This is a genomic window from Sphingobium estronivorans (assembly GCF_008692605.1).
Classification (GTDB): Bacteria; Pseudomonadota; Alphaproteobacteria; order Sphingomonadales; family Sphingomonadaceae; genus Sphingobium; species Sphingobium estronivorans.
In genome coordinates this window covers 51,663-67,863 of sequence record NZ_LFCT01000029.1, presented here as the reverse complement: position 1 = coordinate 67,863, position 16,201 = coordinate 51,663, and the positions used below count along the sequence as shown (strand labels likewise).

15 protein-coding genes are annotated in these 16,201 nt (G+C 59.6%); 6 read left to right on the top strand and 9 right to left on the bottom strand.

The window, feature by feature from the left end:
- Nucleotides 1–230, top strand: a 230-nt coding sequence (locus tag F7P65_RS18725; protein ID WP_150294419.1) for a plasmid pRiA4b ORF-3 family protein, incomplete at its 5' end; no start/stop codon positions are given.
- A gap of 130 nt (nt 231–360) precedes the next feature.
- Here the strand turns inward: F7P65_RS18725 and F7P65_RS18720 are convergent.
- Genes F7P65_RS18720 through ndpH form a run of 6 tightly spaced genes read right to left on the bottom strand, consistent with a single transcriptional unit; the run spans nt 361 to nt 5,749 of the window.
- Nucleotides 361–1,302, bottom strand: coding sequence for an alpha/beta fold hydrolase (locus F7P65_RS18720; RefSeq protein ID WP_025547124.1), 942 nt, complete (start codon nt 1,300–1,302; stop codon nt 361–363).
- A 5-nt stretch (nt 1,303–1,307) separates the two neighbouring features.
- Nucleotides 1,308–2,471: a 6-hydroxy-3-succinoylpyridine 3-monooxygenase NdpD gene (gene ndpD, locus F7P65_RS18715; protein WP_025547122.1), complete on the bottom strand. Its 1,164-nt coding sequence runs from the start codon at nt 2,469–2,471 to the stop codon at nt 1,308–1,310.
- Between the two features lie 46 nt (nt 2,472–2,517).
- Nucleotides 2,518–3,138, bottom strand: coding sequence for a maleamate amidohydrolase (gene ndpG / locus F7P65_RS18710; protein ID WP_025547121.1), 621 nt, complete (start codon nt 3,136–3,138; stop codon nt 2,518–2,520).
- Complete coding sequence (ndpE, locus tag F7P65_RS18705) at nt 3,125–4,180, bottom strand: 2,5-dihydroxypyridine 5,6-dioxygenase (RefSeq protein WP_046765897.1); 1,056 nt, start codon at nt 4,178–4,180, stop codon at nt 3,125–3,127. The genes ndpG and ndpE overlap by 14 nt, the downstream gene beginning before the upstream one ends.
- Complete coding sequence (gene ndpF, locus F7P65_RS18700) at nt 4,167–4,994, bottom strand: N-formylmaleamate deformylase (protein WP_025547120.1); 828 nt, start codon at nt 4,992–4,994, stop codon at nt 4,167–4,169. The genes ndpE and ndpF overlap by 14 nt, the downstream gene beginning before the upstream one ends.
- Before the next feature lie 2 nt (nt 4,995–4,996).
- The gene (gene ndpH / locus F7P65_RS18695; protein ID WP_476749605.1) at nt 4,997–5,749 is read right to left on the bottom strand and encodes a maleate isomerase; all 753 of its coding nucleotides are present in this window, start codon (nt 5,747–5,749) and stop codon (nt 4,997–4,999) included.
- A gap of 662 nt (nt 5,750–6,411) precedes the next feature.
- Between ndpH and F7P65_RS22105 the strand changes: the two genes are divergently transcribed.
- The 4 genes from F7P65_RS22105 (at nt 6,412) to ndpC (ending at nt 10,822) form a co-directional block, all read left to right on the top strand.
- The gene (locus F7P65_RS22105) at nt 6,412–6,885 is read left to right on the top strand and encodes a helix-turn-helix transcriptional regulator (RefSeq protein ID WP_162854705.1); all 474 of its coding nucleotides are present in this window, start codon (nt 6,412–6,414) and stop codon (nt 6,883–6,885) included.
- Nucleotides 6,873–7,256 (top strand): nuclear transport factor 2 family protein, encoded by a 384-nt coding sequence (locus tag F7P65_RS18685; RefSeq protein ID WP_128830672.1) that lies wholly within the window; start codon nt 6,873–6,875, stop codon nt 7,254–7,256. Before F7P65_RS22105 ends, F7P65_RS18685 begins: the two co-directional genes overlap by 13 nt.
- A gap of 374 nt (nt 7,257–7,630) precedes the next feature.
- Entirely contained in the window at nt 7,631–8,506 is an 876-nt protein-coding gene (locus F7P65_RS18680) for a phytanoyl-CoA dioxygenase family protein (protein WP_025547115.1), read from the top strand.
- 291 nt (nt 8,507–8,797) lie between these two features.
- Entirely contained in the window at nt 8,798–10,822 is a 2,025-nt protein-coding gene (gene ndpC, locus F7P65_RS18675; protein ID WP_240334391.1) for a 6-hydroxypseudooxynicotine oxidase, read from the top strand.
- A gap of 42 nt (nt 10,823–10,864) precedes the next feature.
- Here the strand turns inward: ndpC and F7P65_RS18670 are convergent, their stop codons facing one another.
- The 3 genes from F7P65_RS18670 to F7P65_RS18660 form a co-directional block, all read right to left on the bottom strand.
- Nucleotides 10,865–11,590 (bottom strand): TetR/AcrR family transcriptional regulator, encoded by a 726-nt coding sequence (locus tag F7P65_RS18670; protein WP_240334390.1) that lies wholly within the window; start codon nt 11,588–11,590, stop codon nt 10,865–10,867.
- A gap of 82 nt (nt 11,591–11,672) precedes the next feature.
- A complete protein-coding gene (locus tag F7P65_RS18665; RefSeq protein ID WP_128830671.1) occupies nt 11,673–11,951 on the bottom strand; it encodes a hypothetical protein in 279 nt (92 codons plus the stop codon).
- Between the two features lie 488 nt (nt 11,952–12,439).
- On the bottom strand, nt 12,440–13,000 hold the full coding sequence (locus F7P65_RS18660; protein ID WP_025547109.1) for a recombinase family protein: 561 nt from the start codon (nt 12,998–13,000) through the stop codon (nt 12,440–12,442).
- A gap of 172 nt (nt 13,001–13,172) precedes the next feature.
- Here F7P65_RS18660 and F7P65_RS18655 point away from each other — a divergent pair, with 172 nt between their 5' ends.
- Entirely contained in the window at nt 13,173–16,142 is a 2,970-nt protein-coding gene (locus F7P65_RS18655; RefSeq protein ID WP_025547107.1) for a Tn3 family transposase, read from the top strand.
- Nucleotides 16,143–16,201: the final 59 nt, after the last annotated feature.

Here is a 16,201-nt window from a genome sequence, read left to right as displayed (position 1 = left end):
TCATCCTCGATGCAGTAGGCATGCGGCCGCCGGAGGACAGTGGCGGGCCATGGGGCTACGCCGAAAAGCTCGAAGCGCTCGGCGACCCCCAGCATGAATATCATGAAGAAGCGCTCGAAACCCTCGGCAACGACCATGATCCCAACGCCCAGCCCGATATCCCCCTGATCGAGGCAAGGCTGGAAGCGCTCGCGAAAAAATGGGTGCCGCGGACACGCCGCAAAGCCTGACAGGCCGCGTCAACGTCACCTTCCGTCGGCGCTTACGGAGCATTTTCGAAGTAGATAGCATCATCTGTTGGCTGGGAAAATGCGGAAAACAAAAAACAAATACAGCTTGATCCGATCCAGTCTGATCGGATCAGGCTCTAGCTTGAGCCAGCCCACACGAAACATTCGCATCCAACCATCGAATCATCAGATCGGCGATTTCGTCGCTATTGGACTCGGCCATTAGCATATGACCATTTCCAGTTATGCCATGTTCTTCCAAGGCGATGTGTTCAAACACTGGAGCCCGTGCTCGTACGTACTCCGCTGCGCGCCTATTGGCTTCTCTCATCCACGTGGCTTCGCCTGTAACAATGGCGACCGGCTTCGCGAACGGGTCGTGAAGTCCTTGATATGCCTCCGGCGCGAGACCGTTATTGAAGGTTCCAAGCGGATGCACCATGCCCGAGTACCCCAGAGGTTCCGCCGCCAGTACGGCCGCGACCCGCAGCCCGCCAACGGCACTCAGAGCCCATCCGCATGGTCCCCCCATCGAGTGGCTCACTACCACGGTCGGGCCGGTCAGATCGAGCAGTTGTTCGGCGATAGCCTCAACGTGACGCTGGCTCGCACCTAGCGAAGTGGCCATCGGTCCTTGGCTTGCCATGAACCGGTCACCGGCCAACGGATCGGAGGGCCAGCGGTTATGCTTGGAGGCACCTTGCCATAAGTCGTGCTTCCCCGGCTCCACGAACCGGGGGTATAGCGTTCCGTAGTCTGCCGTGGGCGTTGCCGGGCCAAGCACGTTTTCGTTCCAGGCTGACCTTCCATGCCCCGGCCGATCTAGGACATATGTTGCATAGCCCGCCTGCAGGAACCGATGCACCCATCCGCGCCGACCGTCCGGTGTCCTGACGAAGTCAGCGCCCTGTCCGCCGCCACCATGGACGAAAAGGATAGAAACCGGACGGGGATTTACAGGAATGAACCACTGCACATAGGCGTTGATGCCGGGCCACACCGCGTCCCCGGCATCAACAGGTGGCGATGTCAGGAAGACACCGCCAAAGTCTGCCATTTCAAAGGTGCGCATGTTGCTCAGAAATGCGTTTCCATCTGCGTCGTGAAGCTCATTTCCCGCTCAACTAGCCGCGGATCTGCGGCCACGGCGCGGAGGAAAGCGATGCGGTCCTCCTTCTCCTGTCCTTCCTTCAGGTGATAGAGGTTGCGCAGATTGAACGACGCGCGGGGCGACGTAACCTCGGCAAACACCCGACGACGATCGCGCTCGTAAAATTCGAGTATTTCCTCCCCTGCCCCGTCATGGATGACCCGGTTCAAAGCGCCGATCAGGGCGAAAGCATCGAACATGCCGCCAGTCAGGCCAAGCCCGCCTGTGGGGTTGGTGATATGGCCAGCATCACCGACAAGCAGGATCCGCCCCACACGCATCCGATCGGCTATGCGCTGGTGCATGCGGTAGGGCGAGTAGGCGAGCACCTCATAGGGCAGGTCGGGCAGGTGATCAGCGAACATCGTGTGGATGCGCTCTTCCAGCCCCTCGAAAGGTAGCTCGGGGTCTTCGACAAAGGTTACCCGCCAGACGTCGGGCTGCTCGATCTTGCAGATAATGGAGCCGTGCTTCTGATCGAGCTGCATGACGGACTCAGGATAGTTCAGCGCCGACAGGTTGATTCTCGTGTTCGTCGCCACATAGCGCTCGGGCCAGGTTGTCCCCAGAAACTGGAGCCCCAGTACATTCTGGCGTACCGTGCTGTTCGCGCCATCCGCCCCTATGAGATAGTCGCCTTCCAGCACTGCCGATCCATTGGGTCCCTCGACCTCCGCGATCACGCCGCCCGCAGTCTGGCAACACCCGGTCAGCTTCGTTCGCAGCAATATCTCCACATTCGGCTGCGCCGAGACATGCCGTGCAATGATCTTGGACAACAACCCTTGGTGCAGATGAAGCGCATTCCCCCCCATCCCCTCAGGCGTCCATTTCCACTCGATAAGTTCGCCCGTGCTGTGGATACGCCAGCCGAAGGTCTGGCGCAGGAAACCCTCCGCTTCACAGTCCTGCAACAGTCCAAGCCGGTCGAGATGGGGCAGAACGGGATAGTGATAGACCAGCGCACGCGGCTTATCGTTGAACTGCTCCTCCGCCTCGATAATCGTGACACGCGTGCCTTCCTTCGCAAGTCCGAAAGCGGTTAGCAGGCCAATGGGCCCGGCTCCAACGACGATTACATGTTGAGCCATTGCGGTTCCCTCCAGTTGTTTTCTGGTGCGCATGCACCTGCGTTATTCAAAGCTTCGCGATCCAATCGGTCACGTCCGCGGCGTCGGTGACGTCGCCATATTTCTGATCGATGTCATAAAGGCTGGCTTCATGTGGCGCGTTCGCGCGATCAGCACAGCAGTCGCGCGGCACCAGAACGTTGAAGCCGGACTGCACTGCATCCACGACGGTCGCCCGGACACAACCGGACGTAGTCGCGCCCGTTACCACTACGGTATCGACACCCGCCCCGGTGAGCATGGCCGCCAGGTTCGTGCCATGGAATGCTGATGCGCCATGCTTCACCACGATCGGATCGCCATCGGAGATCCCGGTCGCCGCATCGATCTCAACGAGCCTACTCCCCGCGAGAAGCGCTCTCATTCCGGTGGCCTTACGCAGCCAGGCCAACGTCTCGACCTCCCAGGGCTGGTAGGCGATAGTCGTGTAGATAACGGGAAAACCACGGCTTCGGGCCAGATCGGTGATGGCACGGGTTCGCGCGATTTGCGCATGCATATCCGCCGCCGTCGGGTAAACAGTATCGGTGAAGCCATAGGTAAAATCGACCACCACGACCGCCGGCCGAGTGCCGCGGGGCACGCTGCCTCCGAACCCCGCCTTTTCATAGACTTCATCCTGCGACATCGAACACCTTACCCCCTTCGCAAGCCGTCAGGTCCTTCGCTACGACTGCTCCGTCCAGCAACACCGGTTCTCCATCCAGAAACAGCGAGCAACCGCGCAGCGGTATATCGAGATGGCAGTCCGTGTCGTTCATGCCGCCAAGCTCATTATTTGGACCGGTTGAGAACAGCACGTTGCCAAGAAAGCTACGCACCTCCATGCCCATTCCGCCGGGGAATTCGCCGGGCGTCATCCGGTGCCACTTGGCGTCAGGATTCATTCCCCAGCCGATGTGGCTCAGCGCAAAGCCGCGCGGATCATTAAAGTCCGCCATGTACGACTTGACCAGATCAGCTTCCAAGCCGCCCCGGATCGAGGTGACGACGCCCTTCTCGATCGTGTATGTTATAGGCTCGCGCACATAGATATTCTGCGGCAGCAATATGTCGCCCGGCGCGATGACGATCTGCCCGTCCACGCCGTCGTCGTCGCCGCCTGTAAAGACGAAGCCGGATGGCCAGTGATCCCATCGGCCCGGCGTGTCGGTGCAGGCATATTCGGTGACAGTGGGATAGGTGCCAAGCTTATACGTGACGTCCGTCCCATAAGGCGACGTGATGTGCATCGATTTCGCGCGACCCAGCAACTCGCCTGCGACCTCCACTTTCTCACGCAGCTCCCTGGACGGCAGCATCCGCGCGAGCAGCTCCGGCGGCTCCACAACCGTAAGGACGCGAGCACCCGCCGCCTGGATCGCCATCTGCTCTGGCGAGAACAGCAGGAAGATGCAGTCGATCACCATATCGGCATTCTTCAATGCCTCCACGGCTTCAGGCATCCGCGAAAGCGGCGTCTGCCCTACCGCCCAATTGCCCATCGGTGCAGGCGCCGGCAGCCGCATGTGGTAGATATTCGCCTTGAGCGCCCGGCCCGCAGCGAGAAACGCGTCGGCATAATCTAGTCGCTCGTCACCCTGAGTCAGCACGACCAGCCGCTCGTCGGCGCGAACACCGGACATTTTCAGCTGGTGGAGGCATATCTCCGCGAAACTAGCGCGATCCATTTGCGGTGGCCTCCTTGATGTCGGCTTGAAAACCTGCGACCGCGCCGAGGAAACCGTCCAGATCATCCCACGGTATCATGTGCCCTGCGCCTTCGACGGTCACGACCTCGATGCCGGGCGCCAGTGTCCGAATTTCTTCAATATCTGCCGTTTCGATGACCGGCGAGCCACCGGCCACGACGAGCCGTATCGGCAGGTCAAGGTGCAGCAGGTCGGCATGAACGTCATCCGTATGAAAGCCTTTATAGGCCGCGTCGATCGCACGCAGTTCGCACGTGTGGAGCCATTCAGCACGCAGCGCGCGCTGATCCTGAGTCCAGGTCGGGCAGAATGCCTTCATTTCTTCCGCCGAGCAGCCGCGCTGCGCCAGCAAGATCGAATCCTCATACCATGGCCATGCCGAGGGATAGGGGCGACGGCCCGGCCCGCTTACGGGCGGATCGGCCAAGATCAGCCCGGCAAAAATCCCGTGCGCTTTCCTGGCGGCGCGGATCGCGGTGCGGGCGCCCATGGAATGACCAAGAATCACCGGACGATCGAGATCAAGAACACCCGTCAGCGCGACGACATCATCCGCCATTGCATCCAGGGAATAATCAAGGTCGCCAGCTTGACTTAATCCGCGGCCCCGAACGTCGAGCACATGAACCTCGTACGTCTCGGCCAGGCGAGCGGCAACGAAATCCCACGTGACCGCTGGCGACGTGATGCCAGGCACGAGAAGCATCTGACGCCGCCCAGGCGCGCCATGGCGCACAAGATGGTGCCGGATGCCGTTCGCATGAACGTTGTATCCGAAAGGACTGCCGTCCATTGTTAGAATGCCCCTGATAAAAGCGTCCCGCCACCGGGCACGCGCGTGTCGAGGTCAAGGGCTCGCAACATCGCCCAGGTTGTGGAGATGGCCGCCGTCAACACCGGCTTGCCGACCTGCGCCTCAACGATCGAGACGGCGGGCAGCGACGGCATCTGCACGCATGCAGACAAAATTACAGCATCGACCTCGGCCACATGCTCCATCGACGCGACGATGCCCGGAAGCCGGGCGGGGTCGTGAGCGGCGACTGCCAAATTATCCGAAATCTCAAGAGCGCGCCATTCGACGACATCGATGCCTTCGGCACGAATATAGTCGACAACAAGCTCGGTTAGCGGCTTCATATATGGCGCCACAATCGCCACTCGCTTCGCGCCAATCGCCTTGATCCCATCCACGAGCGCGCCAGCTGACGATACGACGGGGGCCGGATGGCCATTATCGATTGTTGCCTGATGCAGGCGGGCCTGGGACTCACGATGGTAACCCTTGCCCATCGACATGATAGCCACCAGACATGCATAACCCATCACGTCGACGGCCGCGTCAGATAACTCGATGGCGCACGTGTCGCTGGCGCCGTCCATTTTGGACAGCTCTTCCTTGGTCACGTGCTTCATGCGCATGCGGGCCGAATGGAAGGTAAAGCGCTCGGGCGAGATCGTCTCGCGGGCACGGAGGAGCGCCGGTATTTCAGTCTCCATCGTAACATTCGAACTCGGCACGATCTGCCCTATACGGTAGGCCCTCAATTGCCCTCTCCTTTGCTGCTGTGGCAACATTAATTCGTCTGTTGGATAAATACAAGGTCGAATATCCATGGGATCCAGCTTGGCTTATGCATATCGGAGCCGGTCCTAATTTAGTCAGGTGTCAAACACATGACCGATGGGACGCTGCGCCTGCGACGGCGGCCACTGCCCATGCGCATTCTCACTTGATTTCTTTTTCTGTATAATTGATTGTGGAAATATCGGGAAGTTACCTTGCGCGCAGCATGTCTGGCCGATGTGCGATTGCAAGGCTGCCCGTGGGTCCTGTCTGTTTGGTTGCGAACCGCCGACCGGATCCAGTTTATAACGAGATTGAAAGATTTTCGTCGCGCGGCCGAACAAGGCGCGCCAGCGAAGATACGAGAGGAATGCACTGGATGCCACCGCAAATAGCAAACGTCCAGAAACAGTCCGAAAGTTTGAATCGGCGGCATCTGGTGAGCGCCGCAGGTATCGAAGGCTCGAGCGTTACGCGTGCTTCGTGCATCTCGCGTGATACCTGGAGGAGTTCAGAGGATAAGTCCTCCCACTCCTTTGCCAATTCAAAGCACGCGCGCCCTCGGTGTACGCCGCGTCACGCGCCCACTCATCATCATTGCCAGGAGAACGGTGGTGCTGCTGAAGAGCCCATAACCGCTGCAATGCCAGGCCTATTTCAGTTGCTTTCCGACGAGGGCCATTCTTCGGACGCCTTTTTAATCCGCAGATTGAAGCAGGCGATTCTGATTGGCCCGCGCTTCGATGCGGCCGAAGCCGATATTGCGCGGGATTTGGGATTGTCAGCAAGAACCCTGCGCCGACGACTCCATTGTCTAGAGACGTCTTACGCACAAATTATCGCGGAAGTCCGATTCGCATTCGCCAAGCAATGCCTTTCCGATCCACAACTGACGATTGGCGACGTGGCTGATCGGGCGGGCTACACCGAAGTGAGCAACTTCAGGAACGCCTTCAAACGGTGGGCGCACGTTTCACCACAGGCTTTCCGCGACTTGATAGGCCTGACTCAGCCAGGACGAGCGAGCCCTCTGACCCAGCCGATTACAAAGGCCAGCATAGGCGGCCGTCATCTTTCCGCACGCAACACGTCAAAGGAGCGACCATGTCTGACCTAAATGCACACACTACCGCTTTTATGAGCACATTCAATGACGGCGATTACGACAAAATGCTCGGTCTTCTGTCTCCAGACTGCGTGTACATGGATCCCAACGGCATCAAGCATAAGGGTGTCGATGCCATCGGCGCATCACTCAAGTCCATCTTCGACGGCACTCTTGGAAGCGTCCAGTATACGGTTTCCTCGACGATGCTGGACGAAGCAAGCGACCGCGCCCTTGTCGCCTGGACGATGATGATGACGGCCGCTGACGGCCAGCAATCTTGCGTCGACGGGCTGGATATCCTGGATTTTCGCGACGGCAAGCTCATCTCGAAGAACGCCTTCTGCAAAGCAAATGGACTTGCCATACGATCGGTGAAATGAAGTTCTGCCGACTTTGCGCTTCCCCGGCACTAAGCTTCGACAGCGGGAGCCGGGGAGCTTATATCAGGACCATAGTCGTCCGCATATAGGAGTGCGCAGATGGAGCATTTTCGAAGCAGATGGCATCACCTGCTGGATCGGAAAATGTAGGAATCGAAAGACTTTAGAGCCTGATCCGATCCAGTTTGATCGGATCAGGCTCCAGACAGCGTCGGGTGAATGTGGCGCGAGTCGTTCGACCGACACAGAGCGCATGATAGATCGTTTCGATCCCGCCGATGTTCTGTGACGTCCGTGATCAAGTGCATGAATTGCAGAAATTGCCGCTCCATTTTTCCCGTCCTCGCCTTCGTTTACGTTGATAAGGTATAGTCATGGCTACAATAGCTTCTGTCTCGAATGACACCTCGGTTGACGCTGTATGTGAAATCATTGACCGGGATGGTGCCGTCATCATTGAGGGCATGATCATACCGGGTGTGATGGATCAACTAGTCGGCGACCTGGAGCCATGGATAAAGCGTTCACCGTTCGGAGAGGCTGGCTTCTCGGGCAATCGAACCCGGCGCACGTCCGCGTTATTTGCCAAATCACGGCATATGACGGAATTTGTTCTCCATCCGTTGTTTCTAGGCACGGCTGAGAGACTTCTTTGCGTCGAGTTCCCGATGATGGCAGGCGAACGGCAGACCATGGTACGGCCCACGGTTCAGGTATCGGTGACGCAAGCAATCGAGATCAGTCCGGGCCAGGCTGCACAGGACCTGCACCGTGACGATGGAATGTACCACGTCCGCCATCCCGGTCCCCATGTGCTCCTCCAGACGCTTCTTGCAGGAACGGACTTCACCGCAAGCAACGGCGCAACGATGGTGATCCCGGGCAGCCATAAATGGGACATGGACCGGCGGCCTCAGCCCCATGAAGCGGTTCCTGCTGAAATGAAGCGCGGATCGGGTCTTATGTATGTGGGCAGCGTCTATCATGGAGGGGGCGCGAATATTTCGAACGAGTGCCGCTTGGCGATCGCACTATCCTTCACCCAAGGCTATCATCGTCAGGAGGAGAATCAGTATCTGGTTGTGCCGCGAGACATGGTGAAACAATATCCCAAGCGGGTTCAACAGCTATTGGGATATGAGATGTCGCCGCCATTCTGCGGCTGGGTTGAGATGAACGAGCCCAGCATCGTCCTTGAAAGTGACGACTTCGCCATAGCCGAGGCATTCAGCCCTTATGAGCATGAGTAACAGCTTGGTACGCGGGGCAAAAATAGGTTGAGAACTATAGATCGGCCCTTGATCGATCGCTTATGTCGGTACATCTTTGCGTCCACATCAGCGTGGAAGAAACAGGCCCGCCTTTCAACTCATCTATGCCCTTAGCTGTGTGATTGCCCCTTTTTTGGCCGCTTTCCATATGCGACTTCACGCCGTTGGCACTATGGTCCCGCGCATCCATCCGGCTCTGGACGAGATGGATGCGCGGCGGCGTCTTCCCGTCATTCCGAAAACTGACTGCGTGATACCGTGGAGTAACAAATGCGCGACCCTCGATACGATATTCTCTTCGAACCGCTGCAGATCGGCCCTGTAAGAACGAAGAACCGGTTCTATGTTGTGCCGCACGCCACCGCGATGGGCATGCCCGCCCTGGATGAGATGATTGCGTTCCGGAAAGCCAGGGCCGAGGGTGGCTGGGGCGTTGTCTGTCTTGAGGAGACGATGATCCACGAAACCTCGGACCACGCACCTTTGCCTGATCCGCGGATGTACAACGACAAATATATCGAGCCACTATCACGCGTGGTCGCAGCCGTGAAGGAGTATGGCGCGCTCGCAGGTATAGAGCTCGCGCATGCGGGTGCCTCCGGCCCTGCCATCAACCATCGCGAACATCCGCTTTCACCCACCGGCAAGTTCCCACATTATTTCATCAATCCCATCTCGGCGCGAACCATCGACAGGCAGGACATCACAAACTTCCGCCAGTGGTATCGGGACGCGGCGCTGCGTGCCCGCAAGGCCGGCTTCGATATCATTTACGTCTACTGCGCGCACAACCTGTCGCTGCTGCAGGACTTTCTGGATACCAGGACGAACAAGCGCACCGACGAATATGGCGGCGTATTTGAGAATCGCGTCCGCTTGCTCCGGGAGACGCTTTCCGACGTGAAGGACGCGGTGGGGGACACCTGTGCCGTCGCCGTTCGCTTCGCTGTCGAGGATCGGCGTCGGCCTTCGAACATCACCGCATTCGAGGATGGTCGCCGTGTGGTGGAGGCGCTTGCCGATGTGCCTGACCTGTGGGACGTGAACGTCAGCGATTGGGCCTGGGATAGCGGCAGCAGTCGGTTCTTTGAGGAGGGCCAGCAGGAGCCGTTCATCGATTTTGTGAAAAAGGTCACCAACAAGCCGGTTGTTGGCGTCGGCCGCTTCACCTCGCCTGATGCGATGGTAAGTCAGATCAAGCGCGGAGTGCTTGATCTCATCGGGGCCGCGCGCCCTTCGATAGCTGACCCTTTCCTCCCGAACAAGATCGACACGGGCCGTCACGACGACATCCGGGAATGTATCGGCTGCAACGCCTGCACCGCTGAGGTGATGACCTATTCCAGAATCCGTTGCACGCAGAACCCCTCCGCAGGCGAGGAGCATGTGAACGGCTGGCATCCTGAGAATGTGCCGGAGGCGCACGACCCCGACGCATCCATACTCGTAGTGGGCGGCGGCCCGGCTGGCTTGGAGGCAGCCCACACGCTTGCCAAGCGTGGATATCAGGTATCTATCGCGGATGCGGGCAGCGAATGGGGCGGCCGCCTCGTACGCGAGCGGAGGATGCCGCGGTTGAGCGCCTGGGGTCGCGTGGTGGATTACCGCGTCAGTCAGCTACAGACGATGCCGAACGTCAACATGTATCTCGAAAGTCCTCTTAACGCAGACGATATCGTGGGTTTCGGGGCCGACCACATCATCATTGCGACGGGCGCCAAATGGCGCGGCGAAGGCGTGGGACGCCATCACGACGAGCCCATCACGGGGCACGACCTTTCCCATGTGCTTTGCGCGGAGGACATCCTCAACGGCCATGTGCCGAGTGGCGGCAGCGTTGTCGTCTACGACGAGGACTATTATTATATGGCGGCCGTTATAGCCGACCGCCTTGCCAAGGCGGGTTGCAAGGTGACCTATGTAACGACGGCCAGCGATCCTTCCCCCTGGACGCACAACACATTAGAACTCGTGCACGTCATCAATTCAATGAATGAAGCCGGGATCGCGATCGTGGTCGGCACAATGATCACATCGATCGACGAAGGTTCGGTGACCGCCAGCCGCCTGCTTGACGGGGCGGAAAGCCGCATCGACGCGGACACGGTTGTCCTGGTTACCGGCCAGATCTCTGACGATGAACTCTATCAGGAGCTGGTCGCGAAGCGCGAGGTGGGCCTCATCCGCTCGGTCGAGCGGATCGGAGACTGCCTCGGCGCTGGCCAAATCGCGCAGGCTACTTACGATGGCAGGAAGGCGGGAATCCGGTTCGGCGAGTTGACCCCAACCGGATGAGCTCGGAATGCTGGCCGGGGGAATAGCCCGGCCAGCATTCGCTTATGGTACAGCCGTCTGGATGCCCGCAGCGAGAAACTCGACCATATGGTCGAGCATCTCGTCCTTGGAAATATGCCTGATCTTACCTTCGGTCAGGTCCTCAATGCGGCCGAGATCGTTCAGCATGAAGAGATATGTCCCCACGAGAAACGCCATGCGCAGGCCGATGGTTCTCTTGGGAATGTCGGGGAGAACCTTCGCCAGCGCATCGACATACCGCTTGACTGAGGCGTCGTAGACCTCCCGCCGCAGTCTCAGCGCATGCTCCTCCGGCTCGGCGTGCAGACGGGCCTGAAGGCGCACGAAGGCGGACCCCGCTTCTCCGCTGTACTTCAGATCCCATTGTGGTTGAAGATAAGCGCGGACGATCGCCTTGACCGTTAACGGTTTGCCTCCTTCAAGAAGCTGATCCAGCAGAACGTGACGGCGTCCGGACAACAATCCGCCGCGACGACGATAAACCTCATCGAACAGCTGCTGCTTGCTCTCGAAATAATAGCGGATCAACCCCTGGTTAACGCCCGCCCGCTCGGCGATGTCGCGGATGCTGATGCCCGCATAGCCCCCTTCTGCGAAGGCGATCTCCGCCTTGTTGAGGATCGTCTCGCGATGGTTGCCGTCCTTCCTTGGCCGACCAGGCTTACGCCGCCTTTCTGTAGCTTCCGTCTTTTTTTCCGGAGCGGCCGCGGCCTGCGCTTCAGCTTCCATTCTCACCGCTTCCAACATCAAGATTTCTGAATCGCATGGGCAAGTACCAGGCTTGCGAGAAGCCGAGCTCGTCCACGTCCTTGGATAACGTCACGTCCAGTCACTGAATAATATCTCCGCGATTTCGCCGATGGTCAATTTGCCTGTCCATTGTTGGAATGGACGGGTGGGGTAGCATCTGCGCATACGCCGCCAGAACCATAGCATTGATGTTGTAACGACCGACGAGGAAGGTGGGCAGCGGCGAGCGCACTCGCGCCGAAGCTAACGCACGACGCCCGGTCGGTATCGTTTCGCGGCTGCGGCGTGCAGCAGCTGTTCCCGCCCTCGTCGTCACGTTCCAACTCGCTACGGTCTTTCCGATGCGATGGGCCTTCAACCGCCACCTCCTATGCTGCTCAGACGCGCGTTAATTCTACACCTGCAATATTACAAGATGAAACTCTTTGCTATCTCGCCGTTTAGCCCGAGCCGCCAACGTTATATTCTCGATTTTGTTGCGCAACCGGCAGGATATCATGTCGTGCTATTGCTCGACCTTGAGGCGACCTGGGCAGTAAGCAGGGCGTGATGCACGGAGCAAGGTGGCCGCCATGGCCCCATTGCGAAGCAGTCGGAGGCATCGAGTGGCGTAAATAACGGTAGAAATCTGCACTTGCGATCGATCAACTGGCCTTCGCTCAGCATCCGTCGATCTCCTTCGCCCCTCGCGCACGGCTCCAGATGATCGCCGAAACGACGCATCGACCATCCGCCCAGGAAAACCCTACGACAACAAAACAAGCCGCTCGAAACGAGGTATATGGGCGTCACCTCAAGGTTTGTGCGCCAGACAAGGATTTGGCAGACATAATGAGAACATGGTCGTCAGACGGCCGCGCGCAGATACTGGTATAGGGTTTCGCGGCTGATACCCAGGTCGCGGGCGATGGTGGCCTTACGCTCGCCGGCAGCGACGCGGCGATGCAGCTCGCCGACCATTTCGTCGGAGAGGGAGCGTTTTCGTCCCCGATAAGCGCCGCGTTGCCTGGCGATCGAAATGCCTTCGCGCTGCCGCTCCCGGATCAGGGCGCGCTCGAACTCGGCGAAAGCACCCATGACCGAAAGCATCAGATTGGCCATCGGGGAATCCTCGCCGGAGAAGGCAAGGCTCTCCTTCAAGAACTCGATCTGGATACCCCTTTTGGTGAGGGACTGGACCAGCTTGCGCAGATCGTCGAGATTGCGCGCCAGTCGATCCATGCTGTGCACCACAACGGTGTCGCCCTCGCGGGCGAAGGCAAGCATGGCATCGAGCTCGGGGCGGTTGACGTCCTTGCCCGATGCCTTGTCGGTGAAAATCCGGTCGAGCGACTGCCCTTCCAACTGGCGATCGACATTCTGATCGAATGTGCTCACCCGGACGTAACCGATCCTCTGGCCTTTCATCGCCGCCTCCGGTCAAAATGTCAGGTTGGAATCTATGACACGCTGCGACAGCCGTCAACAAATGCTTGTCTTGACCCTATCCTGACAGAAATCATGACACTCTCCTGACGTCCGGTTAGGCTATACTCCAGATTGACGCTAACCTGCTGCCCAGGAGTCGGCGGGAGGCAGTATGGCGCGGCGGCGATTATTGACCGGGGAAGAACGGCGGCGCCTGTTCGATGCTCCTCATGACGAAAGTGCGATCATCAGCCACTATACGCTTGCCGTCGAGGATCTGGACCTGATCGGCCGCCGTCATCGCTCTGCCAATCGTCTCGGCCTGGCAGTGCAGATCGCATTGATGCGGCATCCCGGCTTCGGCTTTCAGCCCAATATCGGCGTCCCGGATGCCATCCTTCATTACCTCGCTGCCCAGATTTTCATGGAGGCGGAGGTTTTCACCGATTATGGTCAGCGTCCCCAAACGCGTAACGATCATGCCGACATCGCGGCAAGGCACCTCGGGTTACGCCCCTTCCGACGAGGGGATATTCCGCTCGCGCTTGATCTGGCGGCGAAAGCGGCCGACCGAACTGATCGAGGCGAACCGATTGTTCGCGCTTTGATGGAGGGATTGAAGAAGGAACGGTTCATTCTCCCATCGGCTGACACACTTGAACGTGCCGGTCTCGCAGGTAGGGCACGCGCACGCAAAGCCGCGGCAGTAACCATCGTTGCAGGCCTGGGCCACGCCGAACTGATCCGCATCGACGATTTGATCGTCAACAGCAGCGACTTCGGCATGACGCCGCTGGCTTGGCTGCGCAATTTCGAGGAGGCGCCAACGACGGCCAATATCAACGGCCTGCTGGAACGGCTGCGCTATGTGCGCGAAATCGGCATAGACCCCGCGATCGGTGCCAGAATCCCCGATTTCCGGTTAGCGCAATTCATGCGAGAAGGTGGCGCGGCGCCGGCGTTTCTGCTCTCCGATTATAGCCTCGACAGGCGGCGCGCGACTTTGGTCGCTGCTGTGATTGATCTCGAGGCCCGGCTAGCCGATGCGGCGATCCAGATGTTCGACAGACTTGTCGGGAGCCTGTTTACGCGCGCGCGGCGTGGCCGTGAACGGCGCTATCAGGACAGCATTCGCTCGGTCGGCGAACTCATGCGGTTGTTCGGCGCCACGATCGCGGCGCTGGGAGAGGCGGTCGAGCATGGCGGCAATCCGCTGGAACTGATCGACGAGGCGGTGGGCTGGCACAGGCTGGTCGCGGCCAAGGCACAGGTCGATGCCCTGGCCGACCTGGCGGGGGAGGATGCCCTTGTCGCTGCAACCGGGCGTTATGCGACATTACGGCGCTTCAGCCCGGCTTTTCTCGATGCATTCACGTTCAAGGCATCGGGAAGCGGGTCGCAACTGGTCAAAGCCATCGATGTCATCCGCGATGCAAATGCGCGCAAAACGCGCAGTCTGCCCGATGATGTTCCCCTGCCATTTGCCAGCCGGCAGTGGAAACACCTCATCACTGAAGGCGGCCAGGTCGACCGCCGGCGCTATGAGACGGCGGTCATGGCCACGCTGCGCGACCGGTTGCGCGCGGGCGACATTTGGGTCGAAGGAACCCGCAATTATCGCCGCTTCGACGCCTATCTGTTGAGCCGGCGCGAGGCCGGTAAGATGGCCGACAGCCTGCCATTCCAGACTGATGCAGCCGCCTATCTGGAGGAGCGGGCGAGGACGCTTGATTGGCGGTTGCGCCGTTTCGTCAAGCAACTCAAGGCGAACAGGCTCGAAGGCGTGGCGCTCGAGCGCGACCGGCTTAAGCTGCAACCGATGCAGGCGATTACGCCGCCCGAGGCGGAAGCCCTCGATCGCAAGCTTGACGCCTTGCTTCCGCGCGTGCGGATCACCGAACTCCTGGTCGAAGTGGCCGAGCGCACCGGGTTCCTGGGCGCGTTCCGCGACCTTCGCTCCGGCAAAGAGCATGACAACCCGCATGCGGTCCTTGCGGCCATCTTGGCAGATGGATCGAATCTGGGCCTGGAGCGGATGGCCAACGCCAGCGACGGGGTGAGTTACGCCCAGCTTGCCTGGACACACAACTGGTATCTGTCGCCCGAAAATTACCAGGCCGCGTTGGCCATGATCGTTGCCGCGCACCATGATCTTCCGTTCACGCGCCATTGGGGCGCCGGCACCAGTTCATCCTCCGATGGGCAATTCTTCCGCTCGGGTCGCAGCCGATCGGCAGCGGCCGACATCAATGCGAAATATGGCAGCGAGCCGGGCCTGAAAATCTACTCCCACCTGTCCGATCATTTTGCCTCGTTCGGATCGCGGATCATGTCGGCCACCGCTGGCGAGGCCCCTTATGTGCTCGACGGCCTGATGCTCGGTGCTGCCGCGCTGCCCCTGCATGAACATTACACCGACACGGGCGGGGCAACCGATCACGTCTTTGCCCTCTGCCATCTTCTCGGCTTCCGCTTCGTCCCCCGTCTGCGCGACCTCGCGGACCGGAAACTCGGCTCGATCGCCGCGCCCTCGACCTACAAGGGCATCGAAAGCCTCATGGGGCGCACGATCAAGACCGCGGCGATCGAAGCCGATTGGGATGACATCGTCAGGATCGTCGCCTCTATCAAGGAGGGAGCCGTCGCGCCCTCCGCGATCCTGCGCAAGCTGGCCGCCTACAAACGCCAGAACAGGCTGGATTTCGCGCTGGCCGAACTCGGCCGCATCGAGCGGACGCTGTTCACGCTCGACTGGCTTGAGCAGCCCGACTTGCGCCGGGCCTGCCAGGCCGGCCTCAACAAGGGAGAAGCACGCCATACCCTCGCCGCCGCCATCTACACCAACCGGCAGGGTCGGTTCACGGACCGGTCGATCGAGAACCAGGAATATCGGGCATCGGGCCTCAATCTGCTGATCGCGGCGATTGCCTATTGGAATACCATCTATCTGGACAGGGCCGCCCAGCACCTCACGGCATCCGGCGTCCCTTTCGATGATGCGCTCCTCGCCCACCTTTCCCCAATGGGCTGGGCGCATATCAGCTTGACCGGAGACTATCTCTGGCACCGGGCAAAACCGCTCGCCTCCGGCGAATTCCGCCCCCTCAATGATCCCATGGCGCGCCTCAAACGTGTGGCATAGCCATTGTTCTCTTTATGTCCACCAAATCGTTGTCTGGCGCACAAACCTTGTGGCGACGC